Annotated in this window: 17 protein-coding genes; 9 read left to right on the top strand and 8 right to left on the bottom strand. The window is 64.7% G+C overall.

Translation table 11 applies throughout. The annotated features are described in order from the left end of the window. Nucleotides 1-8: 8 nt before the first annotated feature. From V0R59_RS02835 to lnt, 4 genes are read left to right on the top strand one after another with little or no spacing between them, the layout of a single operon-like run. Nucleotides 9-1,007 carry a PhoH family protein gene (locus V0R59_RS02835; protein WP_330073154.1) on the top strand — a complete coding sequence of 333 codons (999 nt, stop codon included), beginning with the start codon at nucleotides 9-11 and terminating at the stop codon, nucleotides 1,005-1,007. Then, nucleotides 1,000-1,494: an rRNA maturation RNase YbeY gene (gene ybeY / locus V0R59_RS02830; protein WP_330073155.1), complete on the top strand. Its 495-nt coding sequence runs from the start codon at nucleotides 1,000-1,002 to the stop codon at nucleotides 1,492-1,494. The genes V0R59_RS02835 and ybeY overlap by 8 nt, the downstream gene beginning before the upstream one ends. Before the next feature lie 5 nt (nucleotides 1,495-1,499). Beyond that, complete coding sequence (locus tag V0R59_RS02825; protein ID WP_042123748.1) at nucleotides 1,500-2,339, top strand: HlyC/CorC family transporter; 840 nt, start codon at nucleotides 1,500-1,502, stop codon at nucleotides 2,337-2,339. Nucleotides 2,340-2,347: 8 nt separating this feature from the next. Continuing rightward, nucleotides 2,348-3,865 (top strand): apolipoprotein N-acyltransferase, encoded by a 1,518-nt coding sequence (gene lnt / locus V0R59_RS02820; protein ID WP_330073156.1) that lies wholly within the window; start codon nucleotides 2,348-2,350, stop codon nucleotides 3,863-3,865. Nucleotides 3,866-3,925: 60 nt separating this feature from the next. Here lnt and V0R59_RS02815 read toward each other — a convergent pair whose 3' ends face one another. Together V0R59_RS02815 and V0R59_RS02810 are read right to left on the bottom strand one after the other, a co-directional pair. After that, nucleotides 3,926-4,687, bottom strand: coding sequence for a YdcF family protein (locus tag V0R59_RS02815; RefSeq protein WP_330073157.1), 762 nt, complete (start codon nucleotides 4,685-4,687; stop codon nucleotides 3,926-3,928). A gap of 273 nt (nucleotides 4,688-4,960) precedes the next feature. Further along, nucleotides 4,961-5,278 carry a hypothetical protein gene (locus V0R59_RS02810; protein ID WP_330073158.1) on the bottom strand — a complete coding sequence of 106 codons (318 nt, stop codon included), beginning with the start codon at nucleotides 5,276-5,278 and terminating at the stop codon, nucleotides 4,961-4,963. Between the two features lie 239 nt (nucleotides 5,279-5,517). Here V0R59_RS02810 and leuS point away from each other — a divergent pair, with 239 nt between their 5' ends. From leuS to V0R59_RS02785, 5 genes are all read left to right on the top strand, one after another. Beyond that, nucleotides 5,518-8,124 carry a leucine--tRNA ligase gene (gene leuS / locus V0R59_RS02805; protein ID WP_330073159.1) on the top strand — a complete coding sequence of 869 codons (2,607 nt, stop codon included), beginning with the start codon at nucleotides 5,518-5,520 and terminating at the stop codon, nucleotides 8,122-8,124. 66 nt (nucleotides 8,125-8,190) lie between these two features. Further along, nucleotides 8,191-8,796, top strand: coding sequence for an LPS-assembly lipoprotein LptE (locus tag V0R59_RS02800; RefSeq protein ID WP_330073160.1), 606 nt, complete (start codon nucleotides 8,191-8,193; stop codon nucleotides 8,794-8,796). A gap of 35 nt (nucleotides 8,797-8,831) precedes the next feature. Next, nucleotides 8,832-9,869, top strand: coding sequence for a DNA polymerase III subunit delta (holA, locus tag V0R59_RS02795; protein WP_330073161.1), 1,038 nt, complete (start codon nucleotides 8,832-8,834; stop codon nucleotides 9,867-9,869). Between the two features lie 77 nt (nucleotides 9,870-9,946). Then, complete coding sequence (arfA, locus tag V0R59_RS02790; RefSeq protein ID WP_330073162.1) at nucleotides 9,947-10,111, top strand: alternative ribosome rescue factor ArfA; 165 nt, start codon at nucleotides 9,947-9,949, stop codon at nucleotides 10,109-10,111. Between the two features lie 61 nt (nucleotides 10,112-10,172). Then, complete coding sequence (locus V0R59_RS02785) at nucleotides 10,173-11,483, top strand: lytic murein transglycosylase (protein WP_330073163.1); 1,311 nt, start codon at nucleotides 10,173-10,175, stop codon at nucleotides 11,481-11,483. Nucleotides 11,484-11,561: 78 nt separating this feature from the next. Here V0R59_RS02785 and lipA read toward each other — a convergent pair whose 3' ends face one another. The 6 genes from lipA to mltB all read right to left on the bottom strand — a co-directional run bounded on the left by lipA (nucleotide 11,562) and on the right by mltB (nucleotide 16,872). Then, nucleotides 11,562-12,560, bottom strand: a complete 999-nt coding sequence (lipA, locus tag V0R59_RS02780; protein WP_330073164.1) for a lipoyl synthase — start codon at nucleotides 12,558-12,560, stop codon at nucleotides 11,562-11,564. Between the two features lie 2 nt (nucleotides 12,561-12,562). Beyond that, the gene (gene lipB / locus V0R59_RS02775; RefSeq protein ID WP_330073165.1) at nucleotides 12,563-13,210 is read right to left on the bottom strand and encodes a lipoyl(octanoyl) transferase LipB; all 648 of its coding nucleotides are present in this window, start codon (nucleotides 13,208-13,210) and stop codon (nucleotides 12,563-12,565) included. Next, on the bottom strand, nucleotides 13,210-13,482 hold the full coding sequence (locus V0R59_RS02770; RefSeq protein ID WP_330073166.1) for a DUF493 domain-containing protein: 273 nt from the start codon (nucleotides 13,480-13,482) through the stop codon (nucleotides 13,210-13,212). The genes lipB and V0R59_RS02770 overlap by 1 nt, the downstream gene beginning before the upstream one ends. A 72-nt stretch (nucleotides 13,483-13,554) precedes the next feature. Continuing rightward, a complete protein-coding gene (locus V0R59_RS02765) occupies nucleotides 13,555-14,715 on the bottom strand; it encodes a D-alanyl-D-alanine carboxypeptidase family protein (protein WP_330073167.1) in 1,161 nt (386 codons plus the stop codon). Between the two features lie 148 nt (nucleotides 14,716-14,863). Then, entirely contained in the window at nucleotides 14,864-15,862 is a 999-nt protein-coding gene (locus tag V0R59_RS02760; protein ID WP_330073168.1) for a septal ring lytic transglycosylase RlpA family protein, read from the bottom strand. Beyond that, nucleotides 15,862-16,872 (bottom strand): lytic murein transglycosylase B, encoded by a 1,011-nt coding sequence (mltB, locus tag V0R59_RS02755; RefSeq protein WP_330073169.1) that lies wholly within the window; start codon nucleotides 16,870-16,872, stop codon nucleotides 15,862-15,864. Before mltB ends, V0R59_RS02760 begins: the two co-directional genes overlap by 1 nt. Nucleotides 16,873-16,876 lie beyond the last annotated feature (4 nt).

Below are 16,876 nucleotides of genomic sequence, written 5' to 3'. Positions count from 1 at the left end.
AAACAACCTTGAACGTACCCATCGAACCCCATCGTTTCATTCTCGAGCCCTTCGAGGCTCACCGCTTCGCCAACCTGTGCGGACAGTTCGACGAGCACCTGCGCCTGATCGAACAACGCCTGGCCATCGAGATCCGCAACCGCGGCAACCAGTTCGAGCTGATCGGCGAACCACGGGTCACCTCCACCGCAGAACAACTCCTGCGCCGTCTCTACCGCGAGACCAAGGCCAGCGAGCTGTCGCCGGAAACGGTCCACCTGTATCTCCAGGAGTCCTCGGTCGAAGCGCTGGAAAACCCGGCACACAACGAAGTCAGCGTCTCGCTGCGCACGCGCAAGGGCGCCATTCGCCCGCGCGGCCTCAACCAGCAGCGCTACGTCAAGGAAATCCTCGGCAACGACATCAACTTCGGCATCGGTCCCGCCGGTACCGGCAAGACCTACCTGGCCGTGGCCTGCGCGGTGGACGCGCTGGAGCGCGAACAGGTACGGCGCATCCTGCTGGTGCGCCCGGCGGTCGAGGCGGGCGAAAAGCTCGGCTTCCTGCCCGGCGACCTCGCGCAGAAGATCGACCCGTACCTGCGCCCGCTCTACGACGCGCTCTACGAGATGCTCGGCTTCGAACACGTGGCCAAGCTGATCGAGCGCCAGGTGATCGAGATCGCACCGCTGGCCTACATGCGCGGTCGCACGCTGAACAACAGCTTCATCATCCTCGACGAAAGCCAGAACACCACCGTCGAGCAGATGAAGATGTTCCTCACCCGCATCGGTTTCGGCTCCACCGCCGTGATCACCGGCGACATCACCCAGGTCGACCTGCCGAAAGGCACCAAGTCCGGCCTGGCCCATGTCATCCAGGTGCTCAAGGACGTGCCGGGCATCAGCTTCACCCATTTCCAGCCCAAGGACGTGGTGCGTCATCCACTGGTGCAACGCATCGTCGAAGCCTACGAGCGCTTCGATGGCGAGCAGGCCAAGGCCGAAGGCACCCGACGCGATGCTTGAACTGGACCTGCAAGTCGCGACCGAAGCCGCCGCGCCCGATGAAGCCCTGTTCCGCCGCTGGTGCGAGCTCGCCTTGCGCCAGCGCACGGCCGACTCGGAAATGACCATCCGCCTGGTCGACGAAGCCGAAGGCCGCGAGCTGAACCACACCTACCGGCACAAGGACTACGCCACCAACGTACTGTCCTTCCCCGCCGACGTCCCCGACGACATGCTCGACATCCCGCTGCTGGGTGACCTGGTCATCTGCGTCGCGGTGGTCGAGCGCGAAGCCGCCGAGCAAGGCAAGTCCCTCGAAGCCCACTGGGCGCACCTGGTCATCCATGGTTGCCTGCACTTGCTGGGCTACGACCACATCGAAGACGATGAGGCCGAGGAAATGGAAGCACTGGAACGAACGTTGCTTGCCGAACTGGGTCATCCGGACCCATACGCCGACGACGAAGACGACACACCTCACACTGATATCTGCAAGGATCACGAGTAACCGCCATGAGCGAAGATCGATCGAGCAACGGGCAAAAGTCATGGCTGGGCAAGCTGACCCAGGCTTTTGCCCATGAGCCGAAAAACCGCCAGGAGCTCCTCGAGCTGCTGCGCGAAGCGCACCAGAACAAGCTGCTCGACAGCGAAGCCCTGACCATCGTCGAAGGCGCCATCCAGGTCGCCGACCTGCAAGTGCGCGACATCATGGTCCCGCGTTCGCAGATGATCAGCATCAAGGCATCGCAGTCGCCCCGCGAGTTCCTCCCGGCGATCATCGAAGCCGCGCACTCGCGCTACCCGGTGGTGGGTGAAAGCCACGACGATGTCCTCGGCGTCCTGCTGGCCAAGGACCTGTTGCCGCTGATCCTCAAGGAGAACGGCGACAGCTTCAATATCAAGGACCTGCTGCGCCCGGCCACCTTCGTGCCCGAGTCCAAGCGCCTCAACGTGCTGCTGCGCGAGTTCCGCGCCAACCACAACCACATGGCCATCGTCATCGACGAGTACGGCGGCGTGGCGGGCCTGGTGACCATCGAGGACGTGCTGGAGCAGATCGTCGGCGATATCGAGGATGAGCACGATGTCGAGGAAGACAGCTACATCAAGCCGCTGCCCAGCGGTGACTTCCTGATCAAGGCGCTGACGCCGATCGAGAACTTCAACGAGTTCTTCGACAGCGAGTTCTCCGACGACGAGTTCGACACCGTCGGCGGCCTGGTCATGAGCGCCTTCGGCCATCTGCCCAAGCGCAACGAAACCACGGAAATCGGGCCTTACCGCTTCCGTATCCTCAATGCCGACAGCCGCCGGATACATTTGCTGCGCCTGACCCCGGTCACCCGTTAAGGACAACCATGCGCTGGATCACTCGCCCCGGCTGGCCCGGTAACCTGCTGGCCGTGGCGGCCGGCGTCCTGACCACCCTGACCCTGGCCCCGTTCGACATCTGGCCACTGGCCCTGTTGGCGCTGGGCCTGTTCTACCTCGGCCTGCGCGAGCTGAGCCCCCGCCAGGCCCTGGGCCGCGGCTGGTGCTACGGCTTCGGCCTGTTCGCCGCCGGCACCTGGTGGATCTACGTCAGCATCCACACCTACGGCGGCGCCTCGGCCTTGCTCGCCGGCGGGCTGATGCTGGCGTTCTTCGCCGCCATCGCCTGGTTCTTCGCCCTGCCCGCCTGGGTCTGGGCACGCTGGCTGCGCCGCAACGAGGCTCCGTTGGCCGACGCCCTCGGCTTCGCCGCGCTGTGGCTGGCCCAGGAAGCCTTCCGCGGCTGGTTCCTCACCGGTTTCCCTTGGCTCTACGCCGGCTACAGCCAGCTCGACGGCCCCCTGGCCGGGCTCGCGCCGCTGGGCGGCATGTGGCTGATTTCCTTCACCCTGGCCCTGAGCGCCGCGCTCCTGTGCAACCTGCACCGCCTGCGCCAGCGCAAGTCGTTCCTCGCAGCAGGCATCGTCCTGCTGGTCGGCCCCTGGGTCGTCGGCCTGGCGCTCAAGGGCCATGCCTGGACCGTACCGTCCGGCGACCCGCTGCGGGTCGCGGCGATCCAGGGCAACATCGAGCAAAGCCTGAAGTGGGAGCCCAGCGAACTGCGCAAGCAGCTGGAGCTGTACCGCGACATGAGCTTCACCAGCAAGCCGGTGGACCTGATCGTCTGGCCGGAAACTGCGGTACCGGTGTTCAAGGACACCGTCCAGGGCTACATGGACATGATGAGCGGCTTCGCCGCTGATCGGCACGCCGCGCTGATCACCGGGGCGCCGGTGCGCCAGGTCGAACACGGGCAGCGCCGCTACTTCAACGGCATCACCGCCATCGGCGAGGGTGATGGTACCTACCTCAAGCAGAAGCTGGTGCCGTTCGGTGAATATGTCCCGCTGCAGGACCTGCTGCGGGGCTTGATCGAATTCTTCGACCTGCCGATGTCCGACTTCGCCCGCGGCCCCACCGACCAGGCCCTGCTCCAGGCCAAGGGCTACCAGCTGGCGCCGTTCATCTGCTACGAAGTGGTCTACCCGGAACTGGCCGCCAGCCTCGCGGCACGCAGCGACATCCTCCTGACCATCAGCAACGACACCTGGTTCGGCAAGTCCATCGGTCCGCTGCAACACCTGCAGATGGCGCAGATGCGTGCGCTGGAAGCCGGCCGCTGGATGATCCGCGCGACCAACAACGGCGTCACCGGGCTGATCGATCCGTTCGGCCGCGTGACCGCGCAGATCCCGCAGTTCGAGCGGGCAATCCTGTACGGCGAGGTGGTACCGATGCAGCAGCTCACGCCCTACCTGCAATGGCGGTCGTGGCCGCTGATCATTCTCTGCACCTTGCTGCTGGGCTGGGCACTGGTTACCAGCCGGATTGCCAAGGCCGTCTGAGTCTTGCCGGGCTTGAGGGCTCATCGCGGGCAAGCCGGCGATGAGGCCCTCAGCTACAGCTCAATAGAACAGCCGATAACCGACCAGGCCAACAGCTTCGTTGAACAGTTGGCCGTTCTGCCACATCGCCTTGACGTGCGGTAGCCAGCCGCCGAACGGACTACCGTGATCGATGCCCATGAAGCCCACGGGGGCCGGTACCACCTCGAAGCCGGCCTGCTGGAAACTCCAGACCGAACGCTGCATGTGCCAGGCCTGGGTCACCACGACGACCCGCCTGATCCCCTGCGGCAACAGCAGCGCCGCGCTCAGCCCGGCATTTTCCCAGGTGGTGCGGCTCTCTTCCTCAAGCCAGCGTACCGGTACGCCGAAATCCCGTTGCAGGGAGTCCGCCATCAGACGCGCCTCGCTGGGCGGCGCACCATAGTGCAGGCCACCGCTGGTCAACACTGGCAAGCCGGACGCCTTGGCCAGTTGCGCGGCGTAGCGCATGCGCTCCAGGGCCACTCCGGTGGGTTGGTCCTGCGCGTCCCAGGCCGGATCGCCGCGCTCGCGCCCGGAGCCGAGGATCACGATGGCATCGGCACGCCCGGCCAGGCTCGCCCATTCATCCATGCCCAAGGCCGGCACGGTCTCGATCCGTTGCGCCAGGTGCTGTACCACCACGGGCAGGCTCATCAGCCACAACCCGCCCAGCCCGGCGATGAAACACAAGCGTGCGGTACGTGGCCAGGACCGGCGCAGCCACCAGGCCGCGAGCAGCAGCAAAAGAAAGACGCCGGGCGGCATCAGCCATTGTTTGATGAAAAAGCGAAGGGGCATCGGACATCTCCATGAAAGCGCCCGAAGCCTTGGGTTTGTGCGAAAAGTCGCCGAGCGGCGATCAGGCAAGGCGAAAACAGGCGAGGAAGCGGAGTTTACTGGTTGTAAATGAGCATTCCGAGCCTGTTTTCAACGCAGCCTGATCGTCGCGCAGGCACTTTTCGTACAAACCCCAAGAGAAAACGGCGCCCGGCAACAATTGCCGGGCGCCGTTCAAACGTAAAGGAATCCCGCGTGGCGCACTCCATCCTGCGCCGTTGATATCCCGAACGATTATTTGAACTGCAGCGTTCTGGATTTGAGCGCTGTAGCGGAACGCGCCTTGTCCTTCAACCAGACGACCCGGCCAGGGATCGGCGCTTCTTCCGGGGGTACCACAGCGGAAACCATTTGCCCACGTGCCGGAGCTGCCTCCAGCCAGGCCCTGATGACCTCGAGTTCTGCCCGGCTCAGGCCGCGCAGCTCCAATTCAGCAGGCATTTCGTCGCGCAACCGGGCCGAAGTGCGGGCCACATCCAGGGCCAGTCCCAGGCGGTCGATCAGGCGTTGGTAAGTTTCCGGTTTCGGTGCTTGCTGTTGCGACTCTCCCATCCGTTCACCTCATTGAAGATAGAATTCATCTCCCCCACACCTGAGCTTAGCGTCAACGTTGAAACGGGCCGGATGCCGCGACCAACGGGCGCGGGCACGGGCCGCCGATGCAATCAGGGTTTCCCACGACCGTTGGGGGTCATGTATGCTACGGCGCTTACTCTTGACACCGGATTGCCGGGCGAAACGGTCTTCGACCAGCCTGGATAAGGTCTCCCATTTCTCAGCGCAAAGTAGCCATGCACGAACACTATCAGCCCCGCGAAATCGAAGCCGCCGCCCAGTCCTACTGGGATGAGCACAAGTCTTTTGAAGTCAGTGAACAGCCAGGCAAGGACACCTACTACTGCCTGTCGATGTTCCCGTACCCGAGCGGCAAGCTACACATGGGCCACGTGCGCAACTACACCATCGGCGACGTGATCGCGCGCTACCAGCGCATGCAGGGCAAGAACGTCCTGCAGCCGATGGGCTGGGACGCCTTCGGCATGCCGGCGGAAAACGCCGCGATGAAGAACAACGTCGCGCCGGCCAAGTGGACCTACGAGAACATCGCCTACATGAAAGCCCAGCTGAAAAGCCTGGGCCTGGCGATCGACTGGTCCCGCGAGGTCACCACCTGCAAGCCCGACTACTACCGCTGGGAGCAGTGGCTGTTCACCCGCCTGTTCGAAAAAGGCGTGATCTACCGCAAGAACGGCACCGTGAACTGGGACCCGGCGGACCAGACCGTACTGGCCAACGAGCAGGTCATCGACGGCCGTGGCTGGCGTTCGGGCGCGCTGATCGAAAAGCGCGAGATCCCGATGTACTACTTCAAGATCACCGACTACGCCGACGAGTTGCTGGAAAGCCTCGACGAGCTGCCGGGCTGGCCGGAACAGGTCAAGACCATGCAGCGCAACTGGATCGGCAAGTCCCGTGGCATGGAAGTGCAGTTCCCCTACGATGAAGCCAGCATCGGCCAGGCCGGTGCGCTGAAGGTCTTCACCACCCGTCCGGACACCCTGATGGGCGCGACCTACGTCGCCGTCGCCGCCGAGCACCCGCTGGCCACCCTCGCAGCGCAGGGCAACCCGGCGCTGCAGGCGTTCATCGACGAGTGCAAGAGCGGCAGCGTCGCCGAGGCCGACATCGCCACCCAGGAGAAGAAAGGCGTCGCCACTTCCCTGCTGGTCCGTCACCCGCTGACCGGCGAGAAACTGCCGGTGTGGATCGCCAACTACGTGCTGATGCACTACGGTGACGGTGCGGTCATGGCCGTTCCAGCCCACGACGAACGCGACTTCGAGTTCGCCACCAAGTACCAGCTGCCGATCAAGGCCGTGGTCCGCACCAGCGCCGGTGACGAAGTCGGCAGCGAGTGGCAGGCCGCCTACGGCGAGCATGGCCAGCTGATCAACTCCGGCGCGTTCGACGGCCTGGACTTCGCCGGCGCCTTCGACGCCATCGAAGCCGCGCTGATCAGCAAGGAACTGGGCAAGTCGCGTACCCAGTTCCGCCTGCGCGACTGGGGCATCAGCCGCCAGCGCTACTGGGGCTGCCCGATCCCGATCATCCACTGCCCGTCCTGCGGCGATGTGCCGGTGCCGGAAGACCAGTTGCCGGTCACCCTGCCGGAGAACGTGGTGCCGGACGGCGCCGGTTCGCCACTGGCGCGCATGCCCGAGTTCTACGAGTGCACCTGCCCGAAATGCGGCACTGCGGCCAAGCGCGAAACCGACACCATGGACACCTTCGTCGAGTCCTCCTGGTACTTCGCCCGCTACGCGTCGCCGAACTACGAAGGTGGCCTGGTCGATCCGAAGGCGGCCAACCACTGGCTGCCGGTCGACCAGTACATCGGCGGTATCGAACACGCCATCCTGCACCTGCTCTATGCGCGCTTCTTCCACAAGCTGATGCGTGACGAAGGCCTGGTAAGTTCCAACGAGCCGTTCAAGAACCTGCTGACCCAGGGCATGGTCGTCGCCGAGACCTACTACCGCGTCGCCAGCAACGGCGGCAAGGACTGGTTCAACCCGGCCGACGTCGAGATCGAGCGCGATGCCAAGGCCAAGATCATTGGCGCCCGCCTGAAGACCGACGGCCTGCCGGTGGAAATCGGCGGCACCGAGAAGATGTCCAAGTCGAAGAACAACGGCGTCGACCCCCAGGCCATGATCGACGCCTACGGCGCCGATACCTGCCGCCTGTTCATGATGTTCGCCTCGCCACCCGACATGAGCCTGGAGTGGTCCGATTCCGGCGTCGAGGGTGCAAGCCGCTTCCTGCGTCGCGTCTGGCGCCTGGCCCAGGCCCACGTTGGCCAGGGCCTGCCGGCCAAGGCTGACTTCTCCGCGCTGGACGACGCGCAGAAAGCCGTGCGCCGCGCCACCCACTCGGCGATCCGCCAGGCCAGCATCGATGTCGGCCAGCACCACAAGTTCAACACCGCCATCGCCCAGGTGATGACCCTGATGAACGTGCTGGAAAAAGCGTCGCAGGCTACTGAACTGGACCGCGCCCTGATCCAGGAAGGCCTGGAAGCCGCGACCCTGATCCTCGCCCCGATCACCCCGCACATCAGCCACCAGCTGTGGACCAGCCTTGGCCACGAAGGCGCGGCGATCGACGCTGGCTGGCCGGTGGTGGACGAAAGCGCCCTGGTCCAGGACAGCCTCCAGCTGGTCATCCAGGTCAACGGCAAGCTGCGCGGCCAGATCGAAATGCCAGCCAGCGCCAGCCGCGAGGAAGTCGAGGCCGGCGCCCGTTGCAACGAGAACGTGCTGCGCTTCACCGAAGGCCTGACGATCCGCAAGGTCATCGTGGTTCCCGGCAAGCTGGTCAACATCGTCGCCAACTGACAGGAGCGGGCGCCCTGCGGGGCGCCTGCACAGACAAGTCCCCCAAGGTTTCCAGGGAGCAACAAGATGATCAAACGCAATCTGCTGGTGATGGGCCTGGCCGTAATGCTCAGCGCCTGCGGCTTCCACCTGCGCGGTACCGGCACCAACGAGCTGACGATCAAGGAACTCGACGTGAGTGCGCGCAACGCCTACGGCGAGACGGTCAATCAACTGCGCGACGCGCTGAAGAACAGCGGGGTCAACGTACACGCGGGTGCACCGTACAAGCTGGTCCTGACCAACGAAGCCGAGACCCAGCGCGCAGCCAGCTATGCCGGCTCCGCCCGCTCGGTGGAATACGAGCTGCAGACCGTGCTGTCCTATGACGTACTGGGTCACAACAACGCCACCCTGCTCAGCGACAAGCTGGAAGTGCAAAAGATCTACGTACACGACGGCAACAACATCACCGGCTCCGGCCAGGAAGCCACCCAGATCCGCAAGGAAATGCGTCGCGACCTGGTGCAGAACATGCTGATGCGCCTGCAACTGCTGACACCGTCGCAACTCGACGAACTGCAGGCCAAGGCTGACGACCGCGCCAGGGCGGAAGCTGCGGCCCTGGAAGCCGCACAACGTGCCCAGGATGCCCAGCCCCAGCAATCGCCGCTGGAAATTCCGGCCCACTGAGCCTGAACGGGGCGCTTCGGCGCCCCGATTTCTTTATGAAACTTGCCCCCGCTCAACTCAACAAGCACCTGCAAGGTGTCCTGGCTCCGGTGTACGTGGTCAGTGGCGACGACCCACTCCTGTGCCAGGAAGCCGCCGACGCCATTCGCCAGGCCGCGCGCCAGCAAGGCTTCGATGAACGCCAGGTGTTCAGCGCCGACGCCAACTTCGACTGGGGCACCCTGCTCCAGGCCGGTGCCAGCCTCTCGCTGTTCGCCCAGAAGCGCGTGCTGGAACTGCGTCTGCCGTCCGGCAAGCCCGGCGACAAGGGTGCTGCGGCGCTGATCGAGTACTGCTCGCGTCCCGCCGACGACACCCTGCTGTTGATCAGCCTGCCCAAGCTTGACGGAAGTGCACAGAAGACCAAATGGGGCAAGGCGCTGGTCGAAGGCCCGCAGGTCCAGTTCATCCAGATCTGGCCGGTGGACACCCAGCAATTGCCGCAATGGATCAACCAACGCCTGGCACAGGCCGGGCTTGCCGCCCAGCGCGATGCCGTGGAACTGATCGCCGCCCGGGTCGAAGGCAACCTTCTGGCTGCCGCCCAGGAAATCGAAAAGCTCAAGCTGCTCGCCGACGGCAACACCATCACCGTCGAGACGGTGCAGTCCGCCGTGGCCGATAGTGCGCGCTTCGACGTCTTCGGTCTGGTCGACGCGGTACTCAACGGCGAAGCCGCCCATGCCCTGCGTATGCTCGAAGGGCTGCGCGGTGAAGGGGTCGAGCCCCCGGTCATTCTCTGGGCCCTGGCCCGGGAACTGCGGGTGCTGACCGGCCTGGCCCAGCAATACAGCCAGGGCGTGCCCCTGGAAAAGGCGTTCAGCCAGGCCAAGCCACCGGTCTGGGACAAACGCCGGCCCCTGATGAGCAAGGCCCTGCAACGCCATTCGGCGCAGCGCTGGGGCCAGTTGCTGCATGACGCCCAGCGCATCGACGCACAGATCAAGGGCCAGGCCCAGGGCTCGCCATGGACCAGCCTCACCCGCCTGTCACTGCTGATGGCCGGTCAACGCCTGGCGTTGCCTGCCGAATAAGGTGTGACGGACGGTCTTGCGCCGGGGGTTCGCCAGTCCTATAGTGCGCGCGAATCCACCCAGGCAGGACCTCCACCATGAGCAAGAAACCGGCAAAATCGCGACCGAACAAGGCCAAATCCATCATCGCCCAGCCCCTGTTCCGCTGTCGCCAGGAACGCCCGGGCAAGGGCAAGGGCAGCTACCGCCGCGAAGCCTTCCAATCGAGAGATTGGGAGGCTTCTTCCGTTATGGCGGCATGAAAGCAGGAAACTCGCAGGCATGGTATGGTCGTCACCTGACCTGTATTACCTGGATTCGTGCATGTCCCTTCGCCTTACCCGTCGCTGGCAACTACGCCACCTGACCGCTGCCTCCAGCCTGATCCTGCTCGTCGCCTGTGCCGAGCATCCGACCGCTGCCGATGCCCTGCCCATCGCGCCGGTACAGCCCGCTCCGGCCGTCGTCCAACCGACGCCCAACGCCGATATCGAAGTCCAGCCGCAACAGAGCTTCGCCGAATGGCAGGCCAGCTTCCGCCAGCAGGCCCTGCAAGCCGGTGTCCCGGCGAGCCTGTTCGACCGCGTGTTCGCCGGCATGACCCCGGACATGGACGTGATCAAGGCCGACCGCAGCCAGCCGGAGTTCACCCGCCCGGTCTGGGAATACCTCGATGGCGCCCTCTCCCCCGTACGCGTGCGTAATGGCAAGGCCCTGCTCGCGCAGAACGCCGAGCTGCTGGCACTCATCGAGCAACGCTATGGCGTCGAGCGCAACGTGCTGGTGTCGGTGTGGGGCATGGAAAGCAATTTCGGCCAGTTCCAGGGCAACAAGTCGGTGATCCGCTCCCTGGCCACCCTGGCCTATGAAGGCCGCCGCCCGGCGTTCGCCCAGGCGCAACTGCTGGCTGCGCTGAAGATCCTGCAGAACGGCGATATCGCCCCGGAAGCCATGCGAGGCTCCTGGGCCGGGGCCATGGGCCAGACCCAGTTCATTCCGACCACCTACGACACCCACGCCGTGGACTTCGACGGCGATGGTCGTCGCGATATCTGGAACAGTTCCGCCGACGCCCTCGCCTCCACCGCCCATTACCTGCAGAGTTCGGGTTGGCAGCGTGGCCAGCCATGGGGCTTCGAGGTCAATGTACCTGCCGGCTTCGACTACTGGATCGCCGACGGTGCGCAGCGCAAGACCGTTGCCGAGTGGCTGCGCCTTGGCGTGCAATTGCCCGCCGGCAGCCGTGTCCCGGCGGGCAGCGAACAGCTCTCCGCGGCCCTGTTGCTGCCTGCGGGCTACCGCGGCCCGGCGTTCCTGGTGCTGGACAACTTCCGCGCCATTCTCAAGTACAACAACTCGTCAGCCTATGCCCTGGCGGTCAGCCTGCTGAGCGAACGCTTCGATGGCGGAGGCTACATCCGTGGCGCCTGGCCGAAGGATGACCTGCCCTTGAGCCGCAGCGAGCGGATCGAACTGCAGGACCTGCTCAATGCCAGCGGGCATGAGGCGGGCAACGCCGACGGCATCATCGGCGCCAATACCCGCAAGGCGATCCGCAATGCCCAGCAGTCCCGAGGCTGGCCAGCGGACGGGTATCCGACGCACAAGCTGCTGGATAGCCTGAGGGCTCGCTGAGCCCCGCACGCTAAGCGCAGACAAAGAAAAGCCCCCGCACCTTCACAGGTGCGGGGGCTTTCTCATGCAGGGCGCAGATCAGAGCTTGATCTTGGCCTCATGCGCCTGCTGGTCGGCATGGTACGACGACCGTACAAGCGGGCCGGAAGCGACGTTCTTGAAGCCCATCTTGTAACCTTCCTCGGCGAACCAGGCGAAGGTGTCCGGGTGCACGAAGCGCTGTACCGGCAGGTGACTGCGCGACGGCTGCAGGTACTGGCCGAGGGTCAGCATGTCGATGTTGTGCTCGCGCATGCGGTGCATCACTTCGATCACTTCGTCATCGGTCTCGCCCAGGCCGAGCATCAGGCCGGACTTGGTCGGCACGTGCGGCACCAGTTCCTTGAACTTCTCCAGCAGGGTCAGCGACCACTGGTAGTCCGAACCCGGACGCGCGGCCTTGTACAGGCGCGGTACGGTTTCCAGGTTGTGGTTGAACACATCCGGCGGCTCCTGGGCCGTGATGGCCAGGGCCACGTCCATACGTCCGCGGTAGTCCGGGACCAGGGTTTCCAGCTGGACGCCCGGGGACAGCGCGCGGATCTCGCGGATGCAGTCGGCGAAGTGCTGGGCACCGCCGTCACGCAGGTCGTCGCGGTCCACCGAGGTGATCACCACGTACTTCAGGCGCAGGTCGGCTATGGCCACAGCCAGGTTCTTAGGCTCGTCGACGTCCAGGGGCTTCGGCCGGCCGTGGCCGACGTCGCAGAACGGGCAGCGACGGGTGCAGATGTCGCCCATGATCATGAAGGTCGCGGTACCACCGGAGAAGCACTCGCCCAGGTTCGGGCAGGACGCCTCTTCGCAGACGCTGTGCAGCTTGTGCTTGCGCAGCAGTTGCTTGATCCGGTCGACCTCCGGGGAAACCGGGATGCGCACGCGGATCCAGTCGGGTTTCTTCGGCAGTTCTTCGGTGGGGATGATCTTTACCGGGATGCGCGCGACCTTTTCGGCACCACGCAGTTTCACACCGGCTTCAACCTTCGGCCGTGGGGCCGGGGTGGCGGTGCTTTGCACCGGCTCTTGCACAATAGTCATATTCAGTCGATTCCGCCCGCAAGGGTCGTCTGCTCAGCATAATCGAGGTGCTTGACCAGCTGTCCGCGCAGCCTTGCCCTTACCTCGGGGAGTTCGATAGGCCCGGCCTGGTCGCGCAGCTGGGTCATGGCCAGCCCCGCATACCCGCAGGGGTTGATTCGGCGGAATGGCGCGAGGTCCATGTCCACATTGAGGGCAAGGCCGTGGAAGGAACAGCCGTTGCGAATCCGCAGGCCGAGGGAGGCGATCTTCGCCCCGTCGACATAGACGCCCGGTGCATCGGGCTTGGCCGCCGCGTCGACGCCATAGCTGGCGAGCAACTCGACCAGGGCACGCTCGATGCGCGTCACCAGTTCGCGCACGCCGAAACCACGGCGGCGCACATCCAGCATCAGGTAGGCGACCAGCTGGCCAGGGCCGTGGTAGGTCACCTGGCCGCCGCGATCGGTCTGCACCACCGGGATATCCCCCGGCACCAGCAGGTGCTCGGCCTTGCCGGCCTGGCCCTGGGTGAATACCGACGGATGCTCCACCAGCCAGATCTCGTCACCGTCGCCCGGCTTTCGCTGGTCGGTGAACCGGCGCATCGCTTCGAGCACCGGCTCGTAGGGCAGCAGGCCGAGATCGCGGAAGCCGAGGATCGTGGACATCAAAGCACCATGTGCACGAAACCGGTCGCGCGCAGGGCACTGTTGATATCGCGCAGCTGGTCTTCGCTGGTGGCTTCGATGTGCAGTTGCACGGTGGTGTACTTGCCGGTGCTGCTCTGGCGTTCGGCCAGGGTCTTCATGTCGACCTTGGCGTGCTTGCTCAGGATCTCGACCACGGTGTCCTTGAAGTTGACCACGGTATCGCCGATCACCTTGATGGCGTAGTCCGGGCAGGGAAATTCGATTTTTGGCGCTTTGACGTCATCGCTCATGGCGGAAACGGCCTCGTAAGCCGTGGCAGCAACAACGCCCCTGCGGATTGCAGGGGCGTGCAGGTCACGATATCAGTTGAACAAACCGTAGAAGAACAGGCGGATGCTATCCCACACCCGACGGAAGAAACCACCTTCCTCGACCGCGTCCAGCGCGATCAGGTCGGCGCTGTGAACCACGTTGTCATCCAGTTTGACTTCGACTTTACCAATCACGTCACCTTTGGCGATCGGCGCCATCAGTTGCGGGTTCATGGTCATGCTTGCCGCCAGTTTCTTCAATTGGCCTTTAGGCAAGGTCATGGTCAGGTCTTCGGCCAGCCCGGCCTTGACCTGGCTGGTGGTGCCTTTCCACACCGGGGCCTGGGCCAGCTCGGTGCCCTTCTGGTAGAAGGTCTGGGTTTCGAAGAAGCGGAAACCGTAGGTCAGCAGCTTCTGGGTCTCGGCGGCACGGGACTGCTCGCTGTTGGTACCGAAGACCACGGCGATCAGGCGCATGCCATCACGTACGGCAGACGACACCATGCAGTAGCCTGCTTCGTCGGTATGGCCGGTCTTCAGGCCATCGACGGTCTTGTCACGCCACAGCAGCAGGTTGCGGTTGGGCTGCTTGATGTTGTTCCAGAAGAACTCCTTCTGCGAGTAGATCGCATAGTGGGCCGGGTCTTCGTGGATGATCGCGCGGGCCAGCACGGCCATGTCGTGGGCCGAGGAGTAGTGCTCCGGGTTCGGCAGGCCGGTCGGGTTCATGAAGTGGCTGTTGGTCATGCCCAGGTCGCCGGCGGTCTTGTTCATCATGTCGGCGAAGGCGTCTTCGCTGCCGGCGATGTGCTCGGCCACTGCGACGCTGGCGTCGTTGCCCGACTGGATGATGATGCCGTGCAGCAGGTCGCTGACGCTGACCTGGGTGCCGACCTTGATGAACATCCGCGAACCGCCGGTACGCCAGGCGTTTTCACTGACGGTCACCGGATCGTTCTCGCCGATCTGGCCGCGACGGATTTCCAGGGTCGCGATGTAGGCGGTCATCAGCTTGGTCAGGCTCGCCGGAGGCAGACGCTGGTCGCCATTGTTCTCCACCAGGACGTTTCCGCTGGAGGCTTCCATGAGCACGTAGGACTTGGCTGCCAGTTGCGGCGGCGACGGCATCATCTGCTCCGCCGCGAAGGCGGCAGGGGCGATCAGCAGCGGAACGAGCAGGCAAAGGCGTTTGGCAAAGGTGGTGATGTTCATCCGTCTCTCGAAATGGCTAATGGGCTCATGCCCCAAAACGGGGCAAAACTATAAAGGCGTTGCGACAATACGTCGCGCCCGCGAGCAAAACCGCCATTGTACATGGCTGTTCGGCCCGGTTGCATGACAAACCGACCAGTCCCCCCGGTCAGTCTGCCGTGACTACTTTGGCCTGTCCCAGGTTGGCCAGGCGCACGCTGTCCTGCATCTGCTGGACCTCTCCCTGGCTGCGGATCGGTCCCATGCGGACCCGGTGCAGGGTCTGCTGGTTGCGCACGATGGAACTGATGAAGACCGGCGCACTGACCATGCCGCTCAGTTTGGAGCGTAGCAACTCCGCAGCGTCAGGGTTGGCGAATGCGCCGACCTGCAGGTAGGTGCCGTTGGCGGTGGCCAGTTTGTTGCTGGCCACCTGCACCGGCAGGACCGCGGCGGCGTGCTGCTGCGGTGGCGGCGTCCATTGTTCGACGGTACCGGTACTGGCCGGGATCGAGCGGGTCTGCGCCACTTGCGGCTGGTCGAGCACCAGCGGCGCCTGGCGGCCGCGCTGTGCCCACCATTGCTGCGGGTCGATGCCTTCGACGCGAACCCGCGCGGTGCCGCTCTCGGCGTAGCCGAGCTTCTTGGCCGCCGCGTAGGACAGGTCGATGATGCGATCGGAATAGAACGGGCCGCGGTCGTTGACCCGCAGGATCACGCTGCGCTGGTTGTCCAGGTTGGTCACCTTGACGTAGGCCGGCAGCGGCAGGGTCTTGTGCGCCGCGCTCATGCCGTACAGGTCATAGACCTCGCCGTTGGCGGTGTTCTGCCCGTGGAACTTGGTGCCATACCACGACGCGGTGCCCTCGGCGACATAGTTGCGCGAGTCGGGCATCGGGTAGTAGGTCTTGCCCAGCACGGTGTAGGGGTTGGCCTTGTAGGCGCCGGTGTGCACGGTCGGGGTGGCGTCGGGGATCTTCGACACGTCGACATCCCACCATGGCGCACCGTCCTTGTGGGCACGGTTGATGTCCAGGCCCGGCTTGGCGCGGACGATGTTGCCGCTGCCCTGGGAGGTCGGACGGCTCGACGAACAGCTGACCAGGAGCATGCCGATGACGGCGCAGCTCAGCAGCTTGAGGGATGAAGCGGAAAACAGTACGCGCATTACCGGGCGCCCCTTGCCTGAACCAGCAGGTCGGAAAGTTGATGTACCGCCATGGCGTACATCACGCTGCGGTTGTAGCGAGTGATCGCGTAGAAGTTCTTCAGGCCGAGCCAGTATTCGGGGCCAGTATCACCTTCGAGCCGGAAAGCGGTGACCGGCAGATCATCGCGCAGCGCATCATGACTCGACCAGCCCAGCGCCCGCAACTCCCCCACCGTCCTGACCGGCTCGATGCCCGGGCTCAGGCCCTCGTCGACCCGCTCGCCGCGGACCATGGCGCGGCTCACCACCGGCTCCCCGGCCACCCAGCCGTGGCGCTTGAAGTAGCTGGCGACGCTGCCGATGGCGTCGTCGGGGTTGTTCCAGATATTGATGTGACCGTCGCCGTCGAAGTCGACGGCGTAGGCGCGGAAGCTGCTCGGCATGAACTGCGGCAGGCCCATGGCGCCGGCGTAGGAGCCTTTCAGGGTCAGCGGGTCGACCTGCTCCTCGCGGGACAGCAGGAGGAACTCGCGCAATTCCTTGCGGAAGAACGGCGCCCGCGGCGGGTAATCGAAGGCCAGGGTCGACAGCGCGTCCATCACCCGATAATTGCCGGTGTTGCGGCCAAAGAAGGTCTCGACGCCGATGATCGACACGATCACCTGGGCCGGCACCCCGTATTCCTGCTCCGCGCGGGCCAGGGTGGCCTCGTGCTGGCGCCAGAAATCGACGCCGCGGGCGACCCGGGCGTCGGTAAGGAACATCGGACGGTATTCCTTCCACGGCTTGACCCGCTCCGCCGGACGGGAAATCGCGTCGAGAATGGCCTGCTTGCGTTGCACCTCACGGAACACGCCCATCAGCTGTTCGCCGGCGAAACCATGGTCGCGGGTCATCTCGCCGACGAATTCGGCGACCTGTGGCGATCCTTCGTAGTCGCCGGCACTGGCGTGCTGCGCGCCACCGAGCAGACCGACGAGCCCCGCCAGCGGTACACAACGGGCCATCCAGCCCCGTATTGCTTGCATCAAG

Origin of the sequence: Pseudomonas ulcerans (genome assembly GCF_036324125.1) — a bacterium.
Classification (GTDB): domain Bacteria; phylum Pseudomonadota; class Gammaproteobacteria; order Pseudomonadales; family Pseudomonadaceae; genus Aquipseudomonas; species Aquipseudomonas ulcerans.
Note: the sequence above shows the minus strand (reverse complement) of the source record. Positions and strands in the feature narration are given on the sequence as shown.